A 21,149-nucleotide genomic window follows, 5' to 3' on the forward strand; every position below is an offset into this window, starting at 1 on the left:
TACAGGTACTCTTTGGCTTTAATGTTGGCGCAGTGATGTAAAGTTTCTTTCGCCTCTAGGCGAGTCACTTTCTGGTGCTTGTCCCCCAGAAAGTAACCAAAGAGGAAGACACCCAGCCATCACGGCCTTCGGCTTCCTTGCGTTGCTCAACAAAACAAGCGGTCACGAAACTCGCCCTAGCAGCTTGCACACTGCGCAAGCTGCCGCGGAGCTCAGACAGTCGCTCCCTTCTTCCTTATTTTGTCTCCGCTACTCAGCGTGATGGAATGGGATTTATCTCGCCAAACTTACATCGTAGCAATTTGGAAAGTTAGAAAACCAAATTCATTTCTTACAATCACCTGCCGTTGCGCTCATTAGGTTTTCGGGGTCCCCATCTGCCGCGCCGAGCAACGCAGGATTGGCGGGGGGTAACTGTTTGAGCTCCGTAGGAGCGAGTTTTTGATTGCCGCCCGGCAATTCGAGTAGCACAGGAATCAAGCGGAAGTTGGGGTGTCTTGTTCTTTGCCTTCTTTCTTATGGACAAGCATAAGAAAGAATGGTCGCCGAAAAGGCGAAATAGATAGTTCATCAAACAACCTTCCCTTTGAGCAAACAAAGAAAAGTCACACTCACCTATAGACGAAAGAAGACCGTTCAGCGCTTCTGCGTCAGCGCAATAAAAGCAGCAATCCAGCCAATCGCAATGGTGGTGAGCAGCATCAGTCCGCCCACATTAAACAGGTGGAACACCAAGTGAAAATTGCTTTGGTAATTGTTCGCCAGCAGTTGCACCGGTTGTCTCAGGTTCCACACAATCATGAACAATAGCGCGATGGCAATCAGGCCACCCCCCAGCCCGTAAGCGCCTCCCATATATAAAAACGGACGGCGGATGAAACTATGCGTAGCGCCAATCAGGCGGCTGACTTCAATTTCGGCTTCGTGAGTGAGTACCTGCATGCGCACGGTGTTGCTGATGACGGTGATCATGGCAATGCCGAGCAGACTGGCAAAAATGATAGCAATGCGTTTGCCCAACACCAGCATGGAATGCAGGCGCTCAATCCAGACGCTGTCGATGACTAGCTCTTCGACCTCTCCGCGTTTTTGCAGCAAGTCCTGCACCGGTTTGACTGAAGCAGGTTGCGTGTCCGTCAGGGTGATAAACAGTGCATCGGGCAGCGGGTTTTGTGGCAGGTCTACGAGCAGGTCTTTTTGCAAAAACTGCGCACCCAACTGCTTGATGGCATCTTCCTTGGGCACGTAACGCACCACTTTGACTTGCGGCAAAGCCTGGACGTCGTTAATTAGGCGCTGGATCAGGTTGGCATTGGTGGATGACTTGAGGAATGCGCTGATTTGCGCATCCTGTTTAATTGAGCGCGACATATCTTGCAGGTTATCCAGACCGACAAACAGCAGGCCGGGCAGGGTGGCGGTGATGCCGATCACCATGCAGATGGTAAGCGTATTCAGCCAGTGACTTTTTAAGCGCTGCAGGACCAAATCTATGGCCAGCGCGTGTTGATTGAGCCAGTTTTTCATGCACTTATTCTCGTTAATGGGGCACTCATAACATTGCCGTTTGCGCAGGCATGGCGCTGATGGTTTGCTGGTCGATATGCAAGGTGCGATAGGCGATGGTGCTGACCTGGCTCACGTCATGCATGGCAATCACCACGGTCACGCCGACATCATTAAAGGCTTTGAGCAACTGCATGATTTCCAGTGAGGCGGCTTGATCCAATCCGCCTGTAGGTTCGTCAGCAATGACAATCGAAGGGCGGCTGACGACCGCGCGCGCAATGGCAAGCCGTTGTTGCTCACCGCCGGAAAGCGTAATCGGCATGGCTTTTTCCTTATTCAGCAAGCCGACTTTATCCAGCGCAGCACGCACGCGGCGTGCGGCTTCTTCACCGGTAATGCCCTGTATGCTCAGCGGCAGGGCCACGTTTTCAAAACTGTTGCGGTCATACAGCAGCTTATGATCCTGAAACACCAGGCCAAAGCGGCGGCGCAGGTAAGGCACCGCATTCGGGTGCAACTGGCTGATGTCCTGCTGGTTAATCAGGATATGGCCGCTGGAAGGTAATTCTATGCCCGCCATGAGTTTGAGTAAGGTACTTTTGCCGGCACCTGAGTGGCCGGTGACCAACACAAAATCGCCTTTGTCTATGCTGAAGCTGACCTGGCGGAACAAGTGTGCGCTATTGGGATAGCGCATACTGACATTATTAAAAACAATCATAGTTTAAACACTGTCATGGCTAGTCATCAATCAGGGCATCAATAAAATCATTGGCGCTAAATGGGCGTAAGTCATCAATACTTTCGCCCACGCCAATAAAGCGTACCGGGATCTTGCTGGCGGATTGCTGGCTGAGGTGGGCAATGGCTGCAATCACGCCGCCTTTGGCGGTGCCGTCTAGTTTGGTCAAGGCCAGGCCAGTGACGCCCAGCGCCTCGTTGAACGCTTTGAGCTGGTTGACGGCGTTCTGGCCAGTGTTGGCATCCAGCACCAGCAAAATTTCGTGCGGTGCGCCAGGCAATGCCTTGTCGATGACGCGTTGCACTTTCTTGATTTCGTCCATCAGGTGTAATTGCGTCGGCAGGCGGCCGGCCGTGTCAGCAATTACCACGTCGATTTTTTTAGCGATCGCTGAATTAACCGCATCGTAAATCACAGCAGCCGGGTCACCACTTTCAGACGCAATCACATACACATCATTGCGCTCGCCCCATACCTGCAATTGCTCGCGCGCAGCGGCACGGAAGGTGTCGCCTGCCGCAATCAGCACGCTATGGCCTTGCGCTTGCAGGTATTTGGCCAGTTTGCCGATGGTGGTGGTTTTACCGGCGCCGTTAACGCCGACCATCATCATCACATACGGCTGGTGACCACGCACCTCCAGAGGCGACTCCAGCGGTGATAACAGATCAAGCAAGGTGTCTTTAAGCGCCTGTTTTAACGCAATGGTGTCTTGCAAGTCCTGTTTTTTGACCCGGTTGCGCAGTTGTTCCAGCAAGTATTGCGTGGCGTTCACGCCGACGTCAGAAGTGAGCAGGATGGTTTCCAGCTCTTCGTAAATGTCTTCATCAATTTTGCCGCCACCAAACAGCGCGCTTAGTTGCCCACCCAACTGCTGGCGTGTTTTGGCCAGGCCGTTTTTTAAGCGCTGCGTCCAGCTCAGGCTGGTGGCTTCTGTTGCGGGGGGCGTGACGGGCTCGGTTTTTTTAGCAAATGGATTGAACATGGCGGCTGAAAACTCGGTAATATCGTCATTTTAAGCTGAATCGGCGTTTCCTGCCACGATTAGGCGCAGGCGATGGTTGTTCAGGCAGTGATTGTTTAAGCAGCGCTAGAACTAACCCAGGCGCTGGCTGGTCACAAACAAGACTTTTTGAATCCTTTTTATTCTCCTTCCATTTTGAATCTGGACAACATGAAAACCCCACTCAAATTAGCGCGGCATTTAACGCGTCCCTGTTTGCTGGCTGTGCTGATCAGCAGTTACGCGTTACCGGGTCATGCCGAGATTGTGCAAACCACCCTCAAAAACGGCTTGAAGGTCATTGTGCAGGAAGACCACAGGGCGCCGGTAGTGGTGTCGCAAGTGTGGTATCGCGCGGGCTCGCTGGATGAGGTGAATGGCAAAACCGGCGTGGCGCATGTGCTGGAGCATATGATGTTCAAGGGCACCAAAAAAGTCCCTGCCGGGCAGTTTTCGCGCCAGGTAGCTGCGGCAGGCGGCAAGGAAAATGCATTTACCAGCAAAGACTACACCTGTTATTTCCAGCAACTGGAAAAGTCCCGACTGCCATTATCGTTTCAGCTCGAAGCTGACCGCATGGCCAATTTGCAAATTACTGACGCAGAGTTTGCCAAAGAGATTGAAGTGGTTAAAGAGGAGCGGCGCTGGCGCACTGAAGATAAGCCACAGTCACGCGTGAACGAACAGTTTGAAGCGTCTGTGTACCGGGCACATCCTTATGGGCGCCCGGTGGTTGGTTTTATGAATGACCTGGAAAACATGACCGCCGCAGATGCGCGCGAGTGGTACGGTACCTGGTATGCGCCAAATAATGCGACGATCGTCGTGGTCGGTGATGTGAAGGCGCAGGAGGTGTTTGCGCTGGCTGAAAAAAACTTTGGCAAACTAGTTGCAAAAGCCTTGCCTGCGCGCAAACCACAAGTAGAGCCTGTGCAGTTGGGCGAGCGCCGCGCCATAGTCAAAGCCCCGGCCAAACTGCCGTATTTTGTGATGGGCTTTCATGCGCCAGCGCTCAAAAGTGGCGAAGCGTATAGCGAGCAGGACTGGGAGCCTTATGCGCTGGAAGTGTTATCCAGCATTTTGAGTGGCAACGGTGCTTCGCGTCTCAACCAGAAGCTGGTGCGCGAGCAGGCCATTGCCCTGGAAATTGATACCGCCTATGACAGCACCAACCGAGGCCAGACGTCAACGTTTGAAGTTGCGGCTTCGCCAAGTGATGGCATCTCGCAGGAAGCCTTGATCAAGGCCATTTGGGGGCAAATTGATGAGCTTAAGAATAATGGTGTGACGGCTGCTGAATTGCATCGCGTGAAAGCCGCAGTGATTGCGGCGGATGTGTATAAACGTGACTCTGTGTTCTATCAGGCCATGCAAATCGGGCAACTGGAAACCATGCGCTATCCGCTGTCATTGTTACAGAGCAATGCCGCCAGGGTGCAGGCGGTGACCTCGGAACAAGTGCAGGCGGTGGCTAAAAAGTATTTATTGCCGGATCAACTAACTCTGGTCAGCCTGGATCCGCAACCGATGACCACTGATCTGAAACCGGCTGGTCGTCCGCATCAGCACTAATTTGATTTTATTTTTTACTGGTTTTATTTAATGCGCCTGCATCACAGGCGAATCAAGGAACAGCATGAACGTAATTGGTTTTTTGAAAGTGGCCCTCTTGGCGCTGGTGTTGCAAGGGTATGCCGCCAACGTCCTGGCCGCCCTGAACATTCAGCATTGGACAACCGCGGAAGGCAGCGAAGTTTACTTTGTTGAAAATCACTCACTGCCGATGATGGATGTCAGCATTAATTTTCGTGCTGGCAGTGCCTATGATAAGCCTGAAACCGGCGGTACGGCGGCGGTGACGCACCATTTGATGGCGTTGGTTGCGGGCGGGCTTGAGGAGGAGGCACTGACCAATCGTTTTGCCGATATTGGTGCCGTGCTGGGCGGCAGTTTTGATGCTGACCGTGCCAGCTTCAAGTTACGCACGTTGACCAGCGAGCAGCAGGCGGCGCTGGATGCGTTTGCATTGGTATTGCATCAGCCGGATTTTCCGCCAGCAGTGCTTGCGCGCGAGCAGGCGCGTATCGTCGCGGCCCTGCAGGAGGCCGAAACCGAGCCTGACAGCATCGCACAAAAAGCGTTTATGCAGTCCGTGTATGGCATGCATCCTTACAGCCTGGATCAAAACGGTGAAATTTCCACTGTGCAGTCGCTGACGGTGGCGCAATTACGCCAGTTTTACCAAACCTATTACACGGCCAAGTCGGCGGTGATTGCCATGATGGGAGATTTGACCACCGAGCAAGCCAGGCAGATTGCCGCACGGCTGAGTGCTGGTTTGCCGCAAAGCGCTGCGGTAGCGCCTGTGCCGCCAGTGACAGCGCCTGCCTCGGCCAGCGTGAAAAAATTGCCGCATCCGGCGGTACAAGCGCATATCCTGCTGGGACAGCCGGGTAATAAACGGGGTGACGCGGACTTTTTCCCTTTGTATGTGGGTAACTATATTCTGGGTGGCGGCGGTTTTGTGTCGCGCCTGACTGAAGAAGTGCGTGAGAAGCGCGGCCTGGCCTACAGTGTGTATAGTTATTTTATGCCGATGAGCCAGTTAGGCCCGTTCCAGATCGGCCTGCAAACCAAGAAGGCGCAGGCAGATGAAGCACTTAAACTGGTGAAAGAGACGGTGCAGCAGTTTGTGGATAAAGGCGTGACGGAAAAAGAGCTGGCTGCGGCCAAGGATAACCTGATCGGCGGTTTTCCGCTGCGCATAGATAGCAACAGCAAGATTCTGGAGTACCTGAATATGATTGGTTTTTACCAGCTGCCGTTGGATTACCTGGATAGTTTTAATGACCATGTGGCCAAGGTGACGGTACAGCAAGTGAATGATGCATTTAAGCGACGTGTTCACCCGGAAAGTTTTGCCACCGTGATTGTCGGGGCCGAATAATGAAAAAGCCGACCACATGGTCGGCTTTTTTATCGGGTGTATCAGGCGATGCGTTTTTTACGCGCCAGCAGGTAGTATAAAAACGCACCCAACAGGTTGAGGAAGAAAATCACCAGAAACCAGACCAGTTTGTCTTCGCTTTGATTGGCCAGGCAATCGACCAGCATCCATACCCAAAATAATCCTAGTGCCAGTGCAATCAGGCTGCCTAATATGCCAAACCCAAATAAGAATTCCATGCTGTTTTCCTTTGTTAATTGCCATGAATCATAGCACGATCCATTTGCATGGATGATCATGTAAATGTGGCTGCTAGCAAGAACGCCTTTATAATCATGCTTTGTCGTTGCTAACGAATAGAACAATATTCATGAATCAAGTTCGCCTGAATGCCGGCGTTTGGCGTAGCCGCATACTCAAGTTTCCAGATGCAGAAGGCTTGCGCCCGACGTCTGACCGCGTGCGCCAGACCTTGTTTAACTGGTTAGGGCAGGAGATGACAGGTAAAGCCTGCCTGGATTTGTTTGCGGGCACGGGCGCCCTGGGCTTTGAAGCGCTATCGCGTAATGCCAGGCAGGTGACCATGCTGGAGCTGGTCAAAGCGCCGTTTCAGGCATTGCTGCAAAACCAGCGCTTATTGGGCGCGACGCAGGCCGAGATCCGGCAAATGGATGCCTTGCAGTTTTTGGCGCAAAACAAACAGCGCTATGATGTGATTTTCTGCGATCCACCCTACCATAAACAGTGGCTGGATAAGTTGTTGCCACAGTTGGCCAGCCACCTGGCCGACGATGGTTTGCTGTATGTGGAGGCGGAATATGCGTTAAAATCCGACTCGGGCTGGCAAGTGATCAAGTCCGGCAAGGCGGGGCAGGTGTTTTATCATCTGCTGCAGCCCGTAAAAGCATAGGTCGAGGACACCTTAAAAAATATTCGGGGTAAAGGTGAATGAGTAAAGTCAGAGTGGCAGTGTATCCGGGAACATTTGATCCGATTACATTGGGGCATGAAGATATTGTGCGCAGGGCCGCCAATCTGTTTGATGAGGTGATTGTGGCGGTGGCCGGCAGTACCAGCAAGCAGACTTTGTTCAGCCTGCAAGAGCGCGTGGCGTTGGCCGAGTCTGTGTTTAATGGCAGCAACATTCGCGTGGTGGGCTTTGATGGCCTGCTGATGCAGTTCGTGCAGGCGCAAGGCGGACAGATGGTGATTCGTGGTTTGCGTGCGGCCAGTGATTTTGAATACGAGTTTCAACTGGCAGGCATGAACCGCAAGCTGTATCCAAAACTTGAGACCCTGTTTATGACGCCAGCCGAAGAATTTATGTTTATCTCCTCCAGCCTGGTGCGCGAAGTTGCGCGCCTGGGCGGTGATGTGAACCAGTTTGTGTCGCCAGGCGTCGAAACTGCGATCAAGCAAAAACTGGTCGCTGCTTAACGCTATACCAGATAGAGAATCCCTTATTTTAAAGAGTCATGGCGCTATTTATTACCGATGAATGTATTAACTGCGATGTTTGCGAGCCAGTGTGCCCGAATGAGGCCATTTCGCAAGGCGCAGAAATCTATGAAATCAACCCTGATTTGTGCACGGAATGTGTTGGGCATTACGATAAGCCACAATGTCAGCAGGTATGCCCGATCAGTTGTATTCCGCTAGACCCGGATCGACCTGAAACACAGGAACAGCTGATGGAAAAGTATGTGCGGATCACTGCACTCAATCATTAAAACGAAAATAATTAAAACCAACATTAAAAAAGAAGTTACACGGATTTCAAGGAGTCAATAATGCGAGTATTACATACCATGTTGCGCGTAGGCGATTTGCAACGTTCGATTGATTTTTATACCGCGGTGCTGGGTATGAAGTTGATCCGCACTCAGGATTACCCGGATGGCGAATTTACATTGGCGTTTGTCGGTTATGGCAATGAGTACGATAACACCGTGCTGGAGTTGACTTACAACTATGGCAAAACAGCCTATGACATGGGTGGCGCATATGGTCATATGGCGATTGAGGTCGACGATGCTTACAAAGCCTGTGAACTGGTCAAAACCAAAGGTGGCAAGGTAGTACGCGAAGCGGGGCCGATGAAGCACGGCACGATTGTCATTGCGTTTATCGAAGACCCGGACGGCTATAAAATCGAATTCATCCAGAAGGGGACGATTGAGTACCCCGTTAATGTCTAACCAGGCACAGTTATTAGAGGCTGTGACACAGGCGCAAGCTGGCAACTGGGATGCGGCCCACAATATCGCGCAGGACTATAGCGACACCACGGCGAACTGGATTCACGCCGTGCTGCATAAGATTGAAGGCGATACCTGGAATAGCAAGTACTGGTATGCCAGAACCGGTGGTCACCAATATGAAGATTTCGGCCCGGATGTGGCCGCAGAGCTGGTGGCCATTCAGCAATGGCTGAGCACTGCTGCTGCGCAATAATTGATTGCTTACTTATGATCTTCGTCAGCAGGGCGGCGGCTGGAAATAAAAATCCCCCATAGCGACTGCACAAACAGGCCAATCACGGTGCCGGTGATAAATAGCAACAGGCAGGCGAGCAGACACACCAACAGCAAGAAGGCATCTTGCTGCCACAGACCCAGCGCAGACAGTGACTGCCAGACAGTCAGTATTTGCTGTATCCAATGATCGAGGTTGATAAGCGCCATGTGTTTATTATGCCTGAGCAAACTCAGGCATGTAATCAGTCAGCGCATGCATGGATGTGTACAGCCAATATTTTGCATCATTTTACGGGTTCCCATTTTTCGTCCCTTTTCGGCTTTTCAGTCGGACTTTTAATCACAAGAGCCAAATCAGTGCACTCCCTCGCCTGATGTCGGTGCGTGTGCGCTATTCTTATTCTTTAACGCCATGATTTTTAAGTAAAAAAAGTTACCTTGAATATGGCCTGCTTGTTGCTAGTCTAGCACTGAGCTAGAGGAGAGGCACCATGATAAAAAAACTTGCGGCCAGCGCAACGATGTCAGCCGCCATGATTTCGGCAGACAGCCAATTGACTGACAATATTCAATTACTGGGGGAGTTGCTCGATAAAGCGATTCTGGAGGTTGAAGGTGACGAGGTTGCGCAGAAGATTGCGTCTATTCGCCAAGCCGCCCTGCGCTTTCACCAGACACATGACCAGCAAGCCTCGCTAGACCTGGAGCAGTTATTGGCTGGCCTGAGTCTGGAGCATACCGTGCGTGTGGTACGGGCATTGGCCTATTTCAAGCATTTGGTGAACCTGGCTGAGGATTTATACGGCCAGCAATTAGGGCATTGCCAGCAGAATACACCTGCGCCCGGCATGCTTTCATATACCTTGTTGCAAATCAAGGCGGCCGGGATTCCGGCAGATACGATTAAACATCTGTTACAGGATGCGCTGATTTCCCCTGTGCTCACCGCGCACCCCACCGAAGTGCAGCGCAAAAGCGTGCTGGATATTGAACGCCTGATTGCCGAACTGTTGGCAGATCGTGCGCAAATGGTGTCCGAACGCCAGCGCACCCGCAATAGCCTGCTGTTGCAAGGCGCGGTGTCGGCGTTGTGGCAAACTCGCATGATGCGTTACTCCAAACTCAGTGTGCTCAATGAAATCGAAAATGCACTGACTTATTACGAAAGTACGTTTTTGCATGTCATCCCCGAAATTCTGCAAGACGTTGAGCGCGACTTGTGTGACTTGCTGCCCAATGTAGCATTGCCCAGCTTTTTGCGTATGGGCAGCTGGATAGGCGGTGACCGGGATGGCAACCCGTTTGTGAACGGGGCGACGTTGCGCGAAAGCGTGCGCTTGCAGGCCATTACTTTATTCAGGTTTTATTTACAGGAACTGGCGGCATTAAAGCGCGAACTGGCAGTTTCAACGCGGGTGGTCGGCGTGGACGAGGCTGTGCTGCAAATGACCAAAGCGTCGCGTGACCAATCGCAACACCGGCTGGATGAACCTTATCGCCTGGCGCTAAACGGTATTCACGATGGTTTGCTGGCCACGGCCAATACGCTGCTGCCGCAAGGTGGTTGGGTGCTGCCTGAAGACATGACGGCTGACCCTTACGATACGCCAGAGGCCTTGCTGGCGCCTTTGCAAACCATTGCCGACTCGTTGCGCAACCATCATGGCGAAGCCCTGATCTACCCGCGGCTGGGCAAGCTGATCAAGGCGATTGGCACTTTTGGCTTTCATCTGGCGACGGTCGATATCCGCCAGTCCTCAGACGTGCATGAAGCGGTGATTACAGAATTATTGCAAAAGGCCGGCCATGACTTTGACTATGCGGGCTTTAATGAGGATGAAAAAATCGGCATTTTGCTGGAAGAACTGAAGCAGCCGCGTTTACTGTTTTCACCCTTCCAGCAATATTCCGAATTGGTGCATAAAGAAATTGGTGTGCTGGTGGCGGTGCGTGAGATGCGCGAGCGCTTTGGTGAGTATGCGGTGCGGCAATATATTATTTCGCATACTGAAACATTGTCTGACATGTTGGAAGTGGCTTTGCTGCAACGAGAAGCCGGTTTGTTGCGCGGTGTGTGGGGTTCGGCCAATATCCAGGTCGATTTGAATATCGTGCCCTTGTTTGAAACCATTGCGGACTTGCGCGATGCGCCCATGATTATGGGCAAATGGCTGAGCCTACTTGGCATCCGCCACGTGATTCGCTACCAGGGCAGTGAGCAGGAAGTCATGCTGGGGTATTCTGATAGCAATAAGGACGGCGGCTTTTTAACCTCCAACTGGGAGCTATATAAAGCAGAAATCTCACTGGTGGAGCTGTTCAACCAGGCCAATGTCAAATTGCGCCTGTTCCATGGCCGCGGTGGTACGGTGGGTCGTGGGGGTGGCCCTACTTACCAGGCCATCATGGCGCAACCCAAAGGCACAGTGGATGGCCAGATTCGCCTGACCGAGCAGGGCGAGATTATTTCCACACGGTATGCGGATCCGGTAGTCGGTCGGCAGCATCTGGAAACCCTGATTGCCGCCACGCTGGATGCGACATTATTCCCGGCTGACCAACTGGAGTCCGGCAAACGACGCGCTTTCGAAGGTGTGATGGAAACATTGTCTGCCACCGCCATGACCAGCTATCGTAGCCTGGTTTATGAAACTCCTGGTTTTGCCGAATACTTTTTTAATACCACACCGATTAACGAAATTGCCGAACTCAATTTAGGCAGTCGACCGGCGGCGCGTAAATCGACGCGTCGCATCGAGGATTTACGTGCGATTCCATGGGGATTCTCCTGGGGGCAATGCCGCTTACTCTTGCCCGGCTGGTACGGCCTAGGCAGCGCCATTCATCATTTTTTGCAGCAGGATCCTGCATTAAAAGAAGCGCGGCTGGCTATGTTGCATGAAATGCAGGCGCATTGGCCCTTGTTTAATACCTTAATCCAGAATGTGGACATGGTGCTGGCTAAAACTGACCTGATTGTGGCACGCCATTATGCCCATTTGCTCGAAGACCGCGACCTGCGCGAAGAGATTTTCAGCCGGATTGCGCAGGAGCACAAGCTGACTACGGATGCCGTCAATCTGTTACTGGGCACCACGCAACGCCTGGCCAGTCAGCCGGTGATTGCAAAATCCATCCGTGACCGTTTGCCCTACCTTGATCCTATGAATCATTTGCAGGTAGAAATGATTCAGCGCTACCGTAATGGTGAAACGGATGAAAAACTGAAGTGGGCGATACCACTGACGATTAACGGCATTGCCACCAGCTTGCGCAACACCGGTTGATTGTCACTTGTATGCGAAAAAAGGACAAGCTTGGCTTGTCCTTTTTTCACATAAGCCTAGTGCTTATGCTTGCTTTCCCAGGTTTTGATTTGCTTTTCGGCTTCGTCTTTGGTAATGCCGTAACGTTCCTGGATTTTACCGGCGACTTGATCGCGCTTGCCCTCAATCACATCCAGGTCGTCGTTGGTTAACTTACCCCATTGTTCCTGCACTTTGCCTTTGAGTTGTTTCCAGTTGCCTTCGAAAATATCTTTATTCATGTCGAATCTCCTCAATTTAAGAATGGTGTTCAGGTCATTAACCTGTGTTGCATGTTAAAGATAAAACGGCATGGATTCAGTCGGCGCCTGGACTAACTTGAGGTCAGAGGAGACTGACATGCATGGTCAGAAAACCTGTTTTTAAGCGTGACTTTACGCTTGAGTGGGTTCCGCTGCGCCATTGAAAGCTGTTAAGATTCGGGCATGAAGAACATACTTTCTGCGTTGGGCCAATCGCTGCTGCAACGTTTACCTTATGAATACTGGATAGGCTGGCGCTATACTCGTGCCAAGCGTAACAACCATTTCATTTCATTCATTTCGCTGACCAGCATGGTGGGTATTGCGCTGGGCGTGATGGCGCTGATTGTTGTCTTGTCAGTCATGAATGGCTTTCAGGATGAATTGCGCAAACGCATTCTGGGCGTTGCCTCGCATATCGAAGTGCGTGGTTTTGAGGCCGGCCTGGCGGGTTGGCAAAGTTTGCAGCAACAGATTCGGTCCATTCCGCCCAAGTTCGTCGCCAGCCCGATTGAAGGCGTCGCGCCTTATATCATGGCGCAAGGCATGCTGACCTATGACCAGGCGGTGCAGGGCGTGCTCATTCGCGGGGTATTGCCTGCGCAGGAAGCCAGTGTGTCAGAGCTTTCCAGCCAGATGAAAATTGGCCAGTTAAAAGATTTACAGGCCGGGCAATTCAATATCGTCCTTGGCTCAGACCTCGCTATGGCCCTCGGTGTGCGTGTCGGTGAAAAGGTTGTATTGATGGCGCCACAAGGGCAGGTGACGCCAGCCGGGCTGGTACCGCGCATCAAGCAATTCACCGTGGCCGGGATTTTCCAGGTGGGCATGTATGAGTATGACGCCGGGTTGGCATTGATCCACCTCGATGATGCCGCCAAATTGTATCGCCTGGGGGACCAGGTGTCTGGCCTGCGCCTGAAACTGGACGATTTGTTTATGGCCGATCGTGTCAGCCGTGAGCTGATCCAGGCGCTGGGTCCTAACTATTATGTGACAGACTGGACGCAACAGCATGCCAACTTCTTTAAAGCGATTCAGTTGGAGAAGCGTGTGATGTTTATTATCCTGGCGCTGATTGTGGCTGTGGCGGCGTTCAATATTGTGTCTACGCTGGTGATGGCGGTGACGGATAAACGCGCGGATATTGCGATTTTGCGCACTATGGGCGCCACGCCGCAAGCCATCCGCAAGATGTTTGTGGTGCAGGGCGCGATGATAGGCATCATAGGCACGGTGTCTGGTGCGGTGCTGGGCGTGATACTGGCCTTGAATATTGAAACCGTGGTGCCATGGATAGAACGCACATTTAATGTACAGTTCTTGTCCAAAGATGTGTATTACATCAGTGATTTACCTTCCAAACTGATGTGGTCAGATGTGACGGCAATTGTCGGTTTGTCTATTTTGCTCAGCCTGGTCGCCACTTTGTATCCAAGTGCGCGTGCGGCCAGCATGAATCCGGCGGAGGCCTTGCGTTATGAGTGAGTTGATATTGCAATGCCAGGGCCTGGCGAAAACCTATCAAGGCCTGGATACTTCGGTGTTGACCGGCGTCAATCTGCAATTGGCGGCGGGCGACCATGTGGCGATTGTCGGTGCTTCGGGTAGCGGTAAAAGTACCCTGCTGCATTTGCTGGGCGGACTGGATGCGCCTACGCAAGGCGACGTACAGTGGTTGGGCAAACCGCTGACCAGTTTGTCCGAACGTGACAAGAGCGCCATGCGTAACCAGTATCTGGGATTTGTCTACCAGTTTCACCATTTGCTGCCCGAGTTTAGCGCGCTGGAAAATGTGGCGATGCCATTGTTGATTCGCCGCATGCCAAGAGCAGACGCGTTGGCACAGGCAGCACATTACTTGTCGCTGGTTGGGTTGTCACACCGGCTGGAACATACGCCTGGTGAGCTCTCCGGGGGGGAGCGTCAGCGCGCAGCACTGGCACGTGCCCTGGTCACACAGCCGCGTTGCATCCTGGCCGATGAGCCGACCGGCAACCTGGATCGGCAAACGGCAGAACAGGTGTTTGAGTTGTTGCTGCAAATACAGTCGCAACAAGGCACTGCGCTGGTGGTCGTCACGCATGACTTGGCACTGGCAGCGCGCATGCACCGGCAATATCGTTTGCAGGATGGCACGCTGCAAGCCATGGCATCTTCGCCACAGGATGTGACTGCCAGTTAGCGCGACCGTATGCTGCCAGGCGCCACAGTCGGATTACTGTTTGGAGTTTGGCTATTTCAGCAACAACCCCAGCTGTGGTCGCTGACAGTCTGGGCCGGGTGGTTGGCCGCGCTCACTACGCTGAGTCTATGCCGATTCGGCCGGATACCGGCCCGTGTTTCAGGCGTTCCTTTTTCTTTTCCCGTTCAAACATTACTGCGCAGCTTGTGGCTGGTCGTACTGATTGCTGCACTGGCATTTGCCTATGCGCAGGCACGTGCCTGGTGGCGATTACAATCGGCTTTACCTGTTGCTTGCGAGCAGCAGGTGATCACCGTACAGGGTGATATTGTCAGCGTGCCCGAGCGTGATGCACGCGGCCAACATATAGATGTGGCGATAGTGCGTAGTTTTAATCCCTCCTGCCCACTACCGGCAAAAGTGCGCCTCAATTTATATGAGCAGTCTTATCGCGGTGACGCTGCAAAACCGGTCGCCGTCATGCCGCGTTTGCAAGCGGGTGAGCGCTGGCAATTCAGCGTCCGGCTTAAACGGCCACACGCCACGCGTAATCCGCATGGATTTGATTATGCCGCCTGGTGCCTGGCTAACCAAATCGGGGCTAGCGGTTCGATTATCACCAAAGCGCCTATGCATAGATTGCAAGCGCTGGTCTGGCAGCCTGCCGCATTGATTGCACGCTGGCGCGCCAGTGTCGGCGACCGTATCGAACAGGTCTTGGGCACCACGCCAGCCAGTACAGTAGTGCGTGCGCTGGTGATCGGTGATGATAGCCAGATTGCACGCGCGGACTGGCAGTTATTCGTCGATACAGGCATTAATCACCTGGTCTCGATCTCAGGCCTACATATTACGATGCTGGCTTCGTTAGGGTATTTGTGTACCGGCTGGTTATGGCGTTTACGGCCGCAGTGGGCCCTGCGCTTACCCTCTACATTAGCCGCGAGTGCAGGCGGTGCGTTGGTGGCAGTCGCCTATTCTGCACTGGCCGGTTTCTCTATTCCGACCCAGCGCACGCTCTATATGCTGCTCACGGTGTTGGCGATGCTGAGCCTCAAACATAGATTGCCCTTTTCATGGATACTTTGCGTTGTCATGTGGGTGGTGCTATTACTGGATCCTTGGGCGGTCATGGCGCCGGGGTTTTGGCTGTCTTTTAGTGCGGTGGCAATACTGGCGTTTGCCATGGGTGGGCGTTTGCGCCCGGCGCGCTGGTGGCGGGCAGCAATACACACGCAATGGATCATTACACTGGCATTTGTGCCGGTGCTGGTCATGCTGTTCAATCAACTATCTCTGGTCTCACCGCTGGCAAATGGGCTGGCAATCCCGCTGGTGAGTTTGGGCGTGGTGCCGTTGGCGATTGCCGGGGCGGTGTTGCCATTCGATTTCTTGCTGCAGTGGGCGGCCGGATTGTGGCAGGTTTGTGCGCACGCATTAGTGTGGCTGCATCAATTACCTTGGGCGGTGGCTCATTTGGCGACGCCTCCCATGTGGGCATGGCTGCTGGCGATGCTGGGCACGTTGGTTTGGCTGATGCCGCGCGGCTGGCCCTTGCGCTGGGCCGGTTTGCTGTTGTGGTTGCCGCTCTGTTTGCCGGTTTCTTCAAGCTTGCCGCCCGGTCAGATGCGTGTCACCGTGCTGGATGTCGGCCAAGGCCTGAGTGTGCTGGTACAAACGGCACAACATGCCATGCTGTACGATGCCGGGCCTGTTTATAACGCACAAAGTGACGCTGGTCAGCGCATCGTCTTGCCTTATCTCCGCCATTTAGGGCTCAGGCAGCTGGATCTGGCGGTAGTCTCACATGATGATAATGATCATGTCGGTGGCATGGCCTCTGTGTTGTCGGGCATCGCGGCTAAGCAAATAGTGAGCTCGCTGACATCTGATGCTAGTTTCTTTACGCAGTTGCAGCAGATTCACTCTGCGAGCGGCATCCCGGCAAGTGCTATCCCACACATCGCGTGTTATGCTGGTCAGCAATGGCAATGGGACCAAGTCTCTTTTAAGGTGATTTATCCCACGCAGGCATGGTCGTCCGAGGTGAAAGATAATGACAAAAGCTGTGTGATTCAGGTGGTTTCAGCGCATGGCAGTGTGTTGTTGACGGGCGATATTGAGCAATATGCCGAGCATGTCTTGCTTGAGTCTTCGCCTGAGGCGCTGCGTTCCAATGTCATGACCATGCCGCATCATGGCAGTAAAACATCTTCTAGCCCTGCCTTTATCCGGCAGGTACAGCCCGAGATAGCGATTGCCACCGTTGGATACCGCAACCGTTTTGGCCATCCCAAGCCTGAAGTGATGGCCAGGTATCAGGCATTGGGCAGCCAAACACTGCGCTCAGACCATGATGGCGCCATTGTGCTGGATTTTACGCACGGCCAACGACCACAAGTCATTCGCTGGCGCGCAGTCGAGCCGCATTATTGGGAGACTACTGATCAAGCTGTAGCAGGCGCATTGTAACGGGGTAGATACCGGACAAAACTTGCCCTCTGGCCTGGTTAACGCTAAAGTAGCGAAAGTTTAAAAACAACTGGAGTGTTTGCTGTGTGGGAAATTATTTTAGCGGCCGGCTGGCCCATCTGGCCTCTGATTATTGCTTCCGTGATTGCCTTGGCTATTATCGTCGAGCGATTCTGGGCATTAAGAGCCTCGGTCGTCACCCCTGAGCAATTGCTGCCAGAAGTACAAAACTGGCTCAAGCAGGGTGGTGTGACGCGTGAAACGTTGAGCCGCCTGGAAGCGCACTCCTTGTTGGGTAAAGTGTTCGCCAGTGCTTTGGCCAATATGAATAACTCACGTGAAGTGACTAAAGAGGCGATTGAAGAAACCGGCCGTGCGGTGGCGCACAAACTGGAACAATACCTGCCAACACTGGGCACCATTGCGACTGTGGCGCCTTTGCTCGGTTTGCTGGGCACGGTGATCGGTATGGTGGAATTGTTCGGTTCGTTTACCAACAGCGGCCATGACGTAGCGCAGTTTGCGCGCGGTATTTCTGTGGCGCTGTACAACACGGCGGCTGGTATCGTGGTGGCGGTGCCTTCCATGATTGCCTACCGTTATTTCCGTGGCAAGATTGATGGCTTCCTGGTCGATATGGAGCAGCAAGCGATTAAACTGGTAGAAATCATCCATGGTGACCGTGGCTAGGATCATCGTGGATAAGGTGATTGCTGCGCTCGGCGGCTTCACCGCATATTGAAAACAAAGGCAATTTCATGAATTTCAAACGTGGTGTCCGCAACGAAGAGTTGGAAATCAACTTTATTCCACTGATCGACGTACTACTGGTGATTATCATCTTTTTGATGGTGAGTGCGACGTTCTCTCGCACCAGCGAACTGCAAATTAACTTGCCAACTGCCGATGCCAGTGCGCCGCAGGAAAAGCCATTGACCATTACGGTAGAGGTGGATGCGAATGGCCGCTACCTGGTGAATGGCAAAGAAGCCAATGGTGCAGTCGTCTCTGACCTGGCTGCGGTGCTGACGCAAGTGGGCTCCGAAGGGCCAACAGGTAAAGAGCCCACCATTATTATCAATGCCGATGCCAAAGCCACGCATCAGTCCGTGGTGAATATTATGGAAGCTTCGCGTATGGCCAATTACACGCATATTACGTTTGCGACGCAGGTGAATTCCCGCTAATGTATCACTGGGCACACATGGTTGTGATCCCTCAACAAGCCCGTCAATCATGGCGGGCTGTTTGTTTTTAGTCTGCCCGAGAAAATCGCATGGCGCGTAAGCCCGCTTCTGAATCAGTCATCGTTACTAATCCTGTCTTGCTCTACAAGCGCTTGTTTGCCTATGCCTGGCACTACAAGATGCATTTTGCATTGTCCATGGTGTCTACCGGCATTCTCGCCTCCAGCAATACGCTATTCCTGGCCTTGATTAAAAAGGTCACCGATGAAGGCTTTGCCAAGTCTGTCGATCATGATGCCTATGTGCTGCCTGTGATGCTGTTTGGCCTGATGGCGATCAGGGCCGTGGCCGGATTCTTTTCTGTGTACAGCCTGCGCACGGTGGCCAGGCGCGTGGTGGAAGTCTTGCGCAAGCAAATTTTTGCCAAATTGCTGATGTTGCCGGTGAGTTTTTTTGATGCCAACTCCAATGGCTTGTTGGTCTCCAAAATGACCTACGATATTGAACGCCTGTCTACGGTAGTTACACGCTCTGCGCTTAACGTGTTGCGCGATGTATTGACGGTGGTTGGCCTCATTGGTTACATGCTGTATTTGGATTGGCGCCTGACGCTGATTTTTGCCTTGGTTGCCCCATTGATGGGTTTGTACCTTGCGCGCACCACGCCTAAGTTACGGGCGAATGCTAAAAAGGTACAACAGGCGGTTGGCGAGATTACCAAAACGGCAGAGGAGGCCATTGCTGCACAGCGTATCGTCAAGATTTTTGGGGCACAGGCGTTCGAGAATGACCGCTTTGGTGAAGTGGTGAGCCGTAACCGCCAACTGGAATTACGTACCGCCAGAATCTCCGGCCTCAATAGCTTTGTCATTGAAATTCTGTCTGCTGTGGCCTTGGGCCTGGTGGTTTTTTATGCGCTGGCACAGTTTACAGTCGGCGAATTTGCTGCCTTTGTCGGTGCGTTAATGATGCTGATTGCACCAATCAAACACATCACCGCCGCCAATGAAGATTTGCAGATTGGCCTGGCGGCGGCACAAAGTGTATTTGATGTGCTGGATATTGATAACGAAGTCGATCAAGGTCGCTATCAGGTCGCTCGCGCCCAGGGCGCATTGCGTTTTGATCAAGTCACCGTGCGTTACCCGCAAGCCAAAAAAGATGCCTTGTCTGCCTTGAGTTTTGAGATCGCCGCGGGTGAAAAGGTCGCACTGGTTGGGCGCTCTGGCAGCGGTAAAACCACGCTGGTGAATTTGTTGCCGCGGTTTTACGAGTCACAGCACGGCACCGTGTTGCTGGATGGCCATGATGTGCGGGACTATCAGCTCGACAATTTGCGCGCGCAGTTTTCACTGGTTAGCCAGGATATTGTGTTATTTAACGACAGCATTTTTAATAATATTGCCTATGGTGCCTTGCGCGATGCCAGCGAGCAGGAAGTCATAGATGCGGCAAAAGCGGCCAATGCCTGGGAGTTTATCCAGCAAATGCCGCAAGGCCTGCAAAGCGAGATTGGTGATCGTGGCGTACGCCTGTCTGGCGGACAGCGACAGCGTTTGGCGATTGCGCGTGCGATTTTAAAGAACGCGCCGGTATTGCTGCTGGATGAAGCGACTTCTGCGTTAGACAGTGAATCAGAATTGCATGTGCAAATGGCACTGGATCGCCTGATGCGTGACCGCACGACGATTGTGATTGCGCATCGATTGAGTACGGTGGAGAACGCCGACAGAATTTTTGTCATGGATCATGGTGACATTATTGAAACCGGGTCACACCAAACCTTGCTGGCACAAAACGGCTATTACAGCAGGCTTTATCACAAGCAGTTTCAAGACGACTAATGTTGCGCACCTGGTTTGAGCGGCAATGGCAAATAAACGGCTGGGCGCAATGCCTGCTGTTGCCGTTATCGTGGTTATTTGCGCTACTGGCAGCGGGCAGGCGTTATGGCTACCACATCGGCTTATTTTCAAGCCAGGCCTTGCCAGTACCGGTGATCATTGTTGGCAATATCTCTGTTGGTGGTGTTGGTAAAACGCCGTTGGTGATTTACCTGGCGCAGCAATTACGTGCTGCCGGGTATGTGCCTGGAATCTTGAGCCGCGGTTACGGTGGTCAGCATAAGGGGGAGGTTGCTCCTGAAAGCGAGCCAGCACTGTGCGGCGATGAGCCGGTATTGATTGCCCGCCGTACGGGCTGTCCGGTGTGGGTGGACCCTACACGCGCTGCTGGTGGCCTGGCATTACTCAAGGCACATCCCGAGGTGAATGTGTTGATCTGTGATGATGGCTTGCAGCACTATGCTTTGCAGCGCGATATTGAAATTGCAGTAGTGCAGCGGCCATTGGGCATAGGCAATCGGCGATTATTGCCTGCCGGCCCCTTACGTGAATCATTGCGTCGTTTACGCTCGGTCAACCTGGTGGTCGAAACCGGGCAATTGCCTGCCACGCCCGAGCCTGTGAACACTTACCAGTTGGGCTTGCGCATGGGTACCTGGACGTCGGTTGCTGATTTTTCCAGCGAGACCAGCACTGAGCGACTGCGTGGGCAGTACGCTGAGCAGACCTTGGTGGCGATGGCTGGTATCGGGCATCCGCAGCGCTTTTTTGACCTGCTGGCGCCCATGGGCCTGGACTGCGAACAACGTCCGCTGGCAGATCATTATGCCTATAGCCAGGCCGACTTTATAGCGTTGCGCGGAAAAACCATACTGATGACAGAGAAAGATGCCGTAAAATGTCAGCATCTGGGCTTGGAAAATGCCTGGTTTCTGCCCATGTCGGCTGAACTAAGTCCTGTCGGCCATGATCAATCACTGGCAGAGTCTGTCATTGGCCTGTTGAAACACAAGCATGCAAAGGAAGTCAAAAATGAATTCTAAATTACTGGAAATCCTGGTCTGTCCAGTGACCAAAGGGCCGTTGGTTTACGACAAGCAAAAGCAGGAGCTGGTCTCAAAAAATGCACGCCTAGCCTATCCGGTGCGGGATGGTATCCCGGTCATGCTCGAAGACGAAGCTCGCCGCCTGGATGAGCACGAGTATAGCGAATAA

General features: G+C 52.8%; 22 protein-coding genes. 16 read left to right on the top strand and 6 right to left on the bottom strand.

What is annotated here, in order from left to right; genetic code table 11:
* Positions 1 to 636: 636 nt before the first annotated feature.
* Genes MET42_RS0104605 through ftsY form a run of 3 tightly spaced genes read right to left on the bottom strand, consistent with a single transcriptional unit; the run spans position 637 to position 3,236 of the window.
* Entirely contained in the window at positions 637 to 1,527 is an 891-nt protein-coding gene (locus tag MET42_RS0104605; protein WP_019881636.1) for an ABC transporter permease, read from the bottom strand.
* 25 nt (positions 1,528 to 1,552) lie between these two features.
* Complete coding sequence (gene ftsE / locus MET42_RS0104610) at positions 1,553 to 2,230, bottom strand: cell division ATP-binding protein FtsE (protein WP_019881637.1); 678 nt, start codon at positions 2,228 to 2,230, stop codon at positions 1,553 to 1,555.
* Positions 2,231 to 2,249: 19 nt separating this feature from the next.
* Positions 2,250 to 3,236 carry a signal recognition particle-docking protein FtsY gene (gene ftsY / locus MET42_RS0104615; RefSeq protein ID WP_019881638.1) on the bottom strand — a complete coding sequence of 329 codons (987 nt, stop codon included), beginning with the start codon at positions 3,234 to 3,236 and terminating at the stop codon, positions 2,250 to 2,252.
* A 189-nt stretch (positions 3,237 to 3,425) separates the two neighbouring features.
* Here ftsY and MET42_RS0104620 point away from each other — a divergent pair, with 189 nt between their 5' ends.
* Both MET42_RS0104620 and MET42_RS0104625 read left to right on the top strand, forming a co-directional pair.
* Positions 3,426 to 4,826, top strand: coding sequence for a pitrilysin family protein (locus tag MET42_RS0104620; protein WP_019881639.1), 1,401 nt, complete (start codon positions 3,426 to 3,428; stop codon positions 4,824 to 4,826).
* Positions 4,827 to 4,890: 64 nt separating this feature from the next.
* On the top strand, positions 4,891 to 6,201 hold the full coding sequence (locus MET42_RS0104625; RefSeq protein ID WP_019881640.1) for a pitrilysin family protein: 1,311 nt from the start codon (positions 4,891 to 4,893) through the stop codon (positions 6,199 to 6,201).
* 41 nt (positions 6,202 to 6,242) lie between these two features.
* On the opposite strand, the gene MET42_RS0104630 is transcribed toward MET42_RS0104625, so the two are convergent.
* Positions 6,243 to 6,440 carry a PLDc N-terminal domain-containing protein gene (locus MET42_RS0104630; RefSeq protein WP_019881641.1) on the bottom strand — a complete coding sequence of 66 codons (198 nt, stop codon included), beginning with the start codon at positions 6,438 to 6,440 and terminating at the stop codon, positions 6,243 to 6,245.
* Between the two features lie 131 nt (positions 6,441 to 6,571).
* Here MET42_RS0104630 and rsmD point away from each other — a divergent pair, with 131 nt between their 5' ends.
* From rsmD to MET42_RS0104655, 5 genes are read left to right on the top strand one after another with little or no spacing between them, the layout of a single operon-like run.
* The gene (gene rsmD / locus MET42_RS0104635) at positions 6,572 to 7,111 is read left to right on the top strand and encodes a 16S rRNA (guanine(966)-N(2))-methyltransferase RsmD (protein ID WP_019881642.1); all 540 of its coding nucleotides are present in this window, start codon (positions 6,572 to 6,574) and stop codon (positions 7,109 to 7,111) included.
* Positions 7,112 to 7,149: 38 nt separating this feature from the next.
* On the top strand, positions 7,150 to 7,638 hold the full coding sequence (coaD, locus tag MET42_RS0104640) for a pantetheine-phosphate adenylyltransferase (RefSeq protein WP_029512320.1): 489 nt from the start codon (positions 7,150 to 7,152) through the stop codon (positions 7,636 to 7,638).
* A 38-nt stretch (positions 7,639 to 7,676) separates the two neighbouring features.
* Positions 7,677 to 7,931: a YfhL family 4Fe-4S dicluster ferredoxin gene (locus tag MET42_RS0104645; RefSeq protein ID WP_019881644.1), complete on the top strand. Its 255-nt coding sequence runs from the start codon at positions 7,677 to 7,679 to the stop codon at positions 7,929 to 7,931.
* Between the two features lie 60 nt (positions 7,932 to 7,991).
* Complete coding sequence (gene gloA / locus MET42_RS0104650) at positions 7,992 to 8,399, top strand: lactoylglutathione lyase (protein ID WP_019881645.1); 408 nt, start codon at positions 7,992 to 7,994, stop codon at positions 8,397 to 8,399.
* Entirely contained in the window at positions 8,392 to 8,655 is a 264-nt protein-coding gene (locus MET42_RS0104655) for a hypothetical protein (protein WP_019881646.1), read from the top strand. The genes gloA and MET42_RS0104655 overlap by 8 nt, the downstream gene beginning before the upstream one ends.
* Before the next feature lie 8 nt (positions 8,656 to 8,663).
* Here MET42_RS0104655 and MET42_RS0104660 read toward each other — a convergent pair whose 3' ends face one another.
* On the bottom strand, positions 8,664 to 8,885 hold the full coding sequence (locus MET42_RS0104660) for a hypothetical protein (protein WP_019881647.1): 222 nt from the start codon (positions 8,883 to 8,885) through the stop codon (positions 8,664 to 8,666).
* A 284-nt stretch (positions 8,886 to 9,169) separates the two neighbouring features.
* Here MET42_RS0104660 and ppc point away from each other — a divergent pair, with 284 nt between their 5' ends.
* Complete coding sequence (gene ppc, locus MET42_RS0104665; RefSeq protein ID WP_019881648.1) at positions 9,170 to 11,965, top strand: phosphoenolpyruvate carboxylase; 2,796 nt, start codon at positions 9,170 to 9,172, stop codon at positions 11,963 to 11,965.
* A 56-nt stretch (positions 11,966 to 12,021) separates the two neighbouring features.
* Here ppc and MET42_RS0104670 read toward each other — a convergent pair whose 3' ends face one another.
* Entirely contained in the window at positions 12,022 to 12,225 is a 204-nt protein-coding gene (locus MET42_RS0104670; protein WP_019881649.1) for a CsbD family protein, read from the bottom strand.
* Between the two features lie 204 nt (positions 12,226 to 12,429).
* Between MET42_RS0104670 and MET42_RS0104675 the strand changes: the two genes are divergently transcribed.
* The 8 genes from MET42_RS0104675 (at position 12,430) to MET42_RS0104710 (ending at position 21,149) form a co-directional block, all read left to right on the top strand.
* Positions 12,430 to 13,734 (top strand): lipoprotein-releasing ABC transporter permease subunit, encoded by a 1,305-nt coding sequence (locus tag MET42_RS0104675; protein WP_019881650.1) that lies wholly within the window; start codon positions 12,430 to 12,432, stop codon positions 13,732 to 13,734.
* Positions 13,727 to 14,431, top strand: coding sequence for a lipoprotein-releasing ABC transporter ATP-binding protein LolD (gene lolD / locus MET42_RS0104680; RefSeq protein WP_019881651.1), 705 nt, complete (start codon positions 13,727 to 13,729; stop codon positions 14,429 to 14,431). The genes MET42_RS0104675 and lolD overlap by 8 nt, the downstream gene beginning before the upstream one ends.
* 9 nt (positions 14,432 to 14,440) lie before the next feature.
* Positions 14,441 to 16,903: a DNA internalization-related competence protein ComEC/Rec2 gene (locus MET42_RS0104685; protein WP_019881652.1), complete on the top strand. Its 2,463-nt coding sequence runs from the start codon at positions 14,441 to 14,443 to the stop codon at positions 16,901 to 16,903.
* Between the two features lie 84 nt (positions 16,904 to 16,987).
* Positions 16,988 to 17,593: a MotA/TolQ/ExbB proton channel family protein gene (locus tag MET42_RS0104690; protein ID WP_024929649.1), complete on the top strand. Its 606-nt coding sequence runs from the start codon at positions 16,988 to 16,990 to the stop codon at positions 17,591 to 17,593.
* A gap of 68 nt (positions 17,594 to 17,661) precedes the next feature.
* Positions 17,662 to 18,090: a biopolymer transporter ExbD gene (locus MET42_RS0104695; protein WP_024929650.1), complete on the top strand. Its 429-nt coding sequence runs from the start codon at positions 17,662 to 17,664 to the stop codon at positions 18,088 to 18,090.
* A gap of 89 nt (positions 18,091 to 18,179) precedes the next feature.
* On the top strand, positions 18,180 to 19,934 hold the full coding sequence (gene msbA, locus MET42_RS0104700; protein WP_019881655.1) for a lipid A export permease/ATP-binding protein MsbA: 1,755 nt from the start codon (positions 18,180 to 18,182) through the stop codon (positions 19,932 to 19,934).
* Positions 19,934 to 20,977, top strand: a complete 1,044-nt coding sequence (gene lpxK, locus MET42_RS0104705) for a tetraacyldisaccharide 4'-kinase (protein WP_019881656.1) — start codon at positions 19,934 to 19,936, stop codon at positions 20,975 to 20,977. Before msbA ends, lpxK begins: the two co-directional genes overlap by 1 nt.
* The gene (locus MET42_RS0104710) at positions 20,967 to 21,149 is read left to right on the top strand and encodes a Trm112 family protein (RefSeq protein ID WP_019881657.1); all 183 of its coding nucleotides are present in this window, start codon (positions 20,967 to 20,969) and stop codon (positions 21,147 to 21,149) included. The genes lpxK and MET42_RS0104710 overlap by 11 nt, the downstream gene beginning before the upstream one ends.

The sequence above is a fragment of the Methylophilus sp. 42 genome (assembly GCF_000384155.1).
Lineage (GTDB): Bacteria > Pseudomonadota > Gammaproteobacteria > Burkholderiales > Methylophilaceae > Methylophilus.

What these genes read in the sequence shown, in the direction of transcription:
- ppc (WP_019881648.1), top strand. Translation starts at nt 9,170, where the DNA reads ATGATAAAAAAACTTGCGGCCAGCGCAACGATGTCAGCCGCCATGATT.
- MET42_RS0104670 (WP_019881649.1), bottom strand. Translation starts at nt 12,225, where the DNA reads ATGAATAAAGATATTTTCGAAGGCAACTGGAAACAACTCAAAGGCAAA.
- gloA (WP_019881645.1), top strand. Translation starts at nt 7,992, where the DNA reads ATGCGAGTATTACATACCATGTTGCGCGTAGGCGATTTGCAACGTTCG.
- coaD (WP_029512320.1), top strand. Translation starts at nt 7,150, where the DNA reads ATGAGTAAAGTCAGAGTGGCAGTGTATCCGGGAACATTTGATCCGATT.
- MET42_RS0104675 (WP_019881650.1), top strand. Translation starts at nt 12,430, where the DNA reads ATGAAGAACATACTTTCTGCGTTGGGCCAATCGCTGCTGCAACGTTTA.
- lolD (WP_019881651.1), top strand. Translation starts at nt 13,727, where the DNA reads ATGAGTGAGTTGATATTGCAATGCCAGGGCCTGGCGAAAACCTATCAA.
- MET42_RS0104685 (WP_019881652.1), top strand. Translation starts at nt 14,441, where the DNA reads ATGCTGCCAGGCGCCACAGTCGGATTACTGTTTGGAGTTTGGCTATTT.
- rsmD (WP_019881642.1), top strand. Translation starts at nt 6,572, where the DNA reads ATGAATCAAGTTCGCCTGAATGCCGGCGTTTGGCGTAGCCGCATACTC.
- MET42_RS0104655 (WP_019881646.1), top strand. Translation starts at nt 8,392, where the DNA reads ATGTCTAACCAGGCACAGTTATTAGAGGCTGTGACACAGGCGCAAGCT.
- ftsY (WP_019881638.1), bottom strand. Translation starts at nt 3,236, where the DNA reads ATGTTCAATCCATTTGCTAAAAAAACCGAGCCCGTCACGCCCCCCGCA.
- MET42_RS0104630 (WP_019881641.1), bottom strand. Translation starts at nt 6,440, where the DNA reads ATGGAATTCTTATTTGGGTTTGGCATATTAGGCAGCCTGATTGCACTG.
- MET42_RS0104625 (WP_019881640.1), top strand. Translation starts at nt 4,891, where the DNA reads ATGAACGTAATTGGTTTTTTGAAAGTGGCCCTCTTGGCGCTGGTGTTG.
- MET42_RS0104620 (WP_019881639.1), top strand. Translation starts at nt 3,426, where the DNA reads ATGAAAACCCCACTCAAATTAGCGCGGCATTTAACGCGTCCCTGTTTG.
- MET42_RS0104710 (WP_019881657.1), top strand. Translation starts at nt 20,967, where the DNA reads ATGAATTCTAAATTACTGGAAATCCTGGTCTGTCCAGTGACCAAAGGG.
- ftsE (WP_019881637.1), bottom strand. Translation starts at nt 2,230, where the DNA reads ATGATTGTTTTTAATAATGTCAGTATGCGCTATCCCAATAGCGCACAC.
- MET42_RS0104605 (WP_019881636.1), bottom strand. Translation starts at nt 1,527, where the DNA reads ATGAAAAACTGGCTCAATCAACACGCGCTGGCCATAGATTTGGTCCTG.
- MET42_RS0104660 (WP_019881647.1), bottom strand. Translation starts at nt 8,885, where the DNA reads ATGGCGCTTATCAACCTCGATCATTGGATACAGCAAATACTGACTGTC.
- lpxK (WP_019881656.1), top strand. Translation starts at nt 19,934, where the DNA reads ATGTTGCGCACCTGGTTTGAGCGGCAATGGCAAATAAACGGCTGGGCG.
- msbA (WP_019881655.1), top strand. Translation starts at nt 18,180, where the DNA reads ATGGCGCGTAAGCCCGCTTCTGAATCAGTCATCGTTACTAATCCTGTC.
- MET42_RS0104645 (WP_019881644.1), top strand. Translation starts at nt 7,677, where the DNA reads ATGGCGCTATTTATTACCGATGAATGTATTAACTGCGATGTTTGCGAG.
- MET42_RS0104695 (WP_024929650.1), top strand. Translation starts at nt 17,662, where the DNA reads ATGAATTTCAAACGTGGTGTCCGCAACGAAGAGTTGGAAATCAACTTT.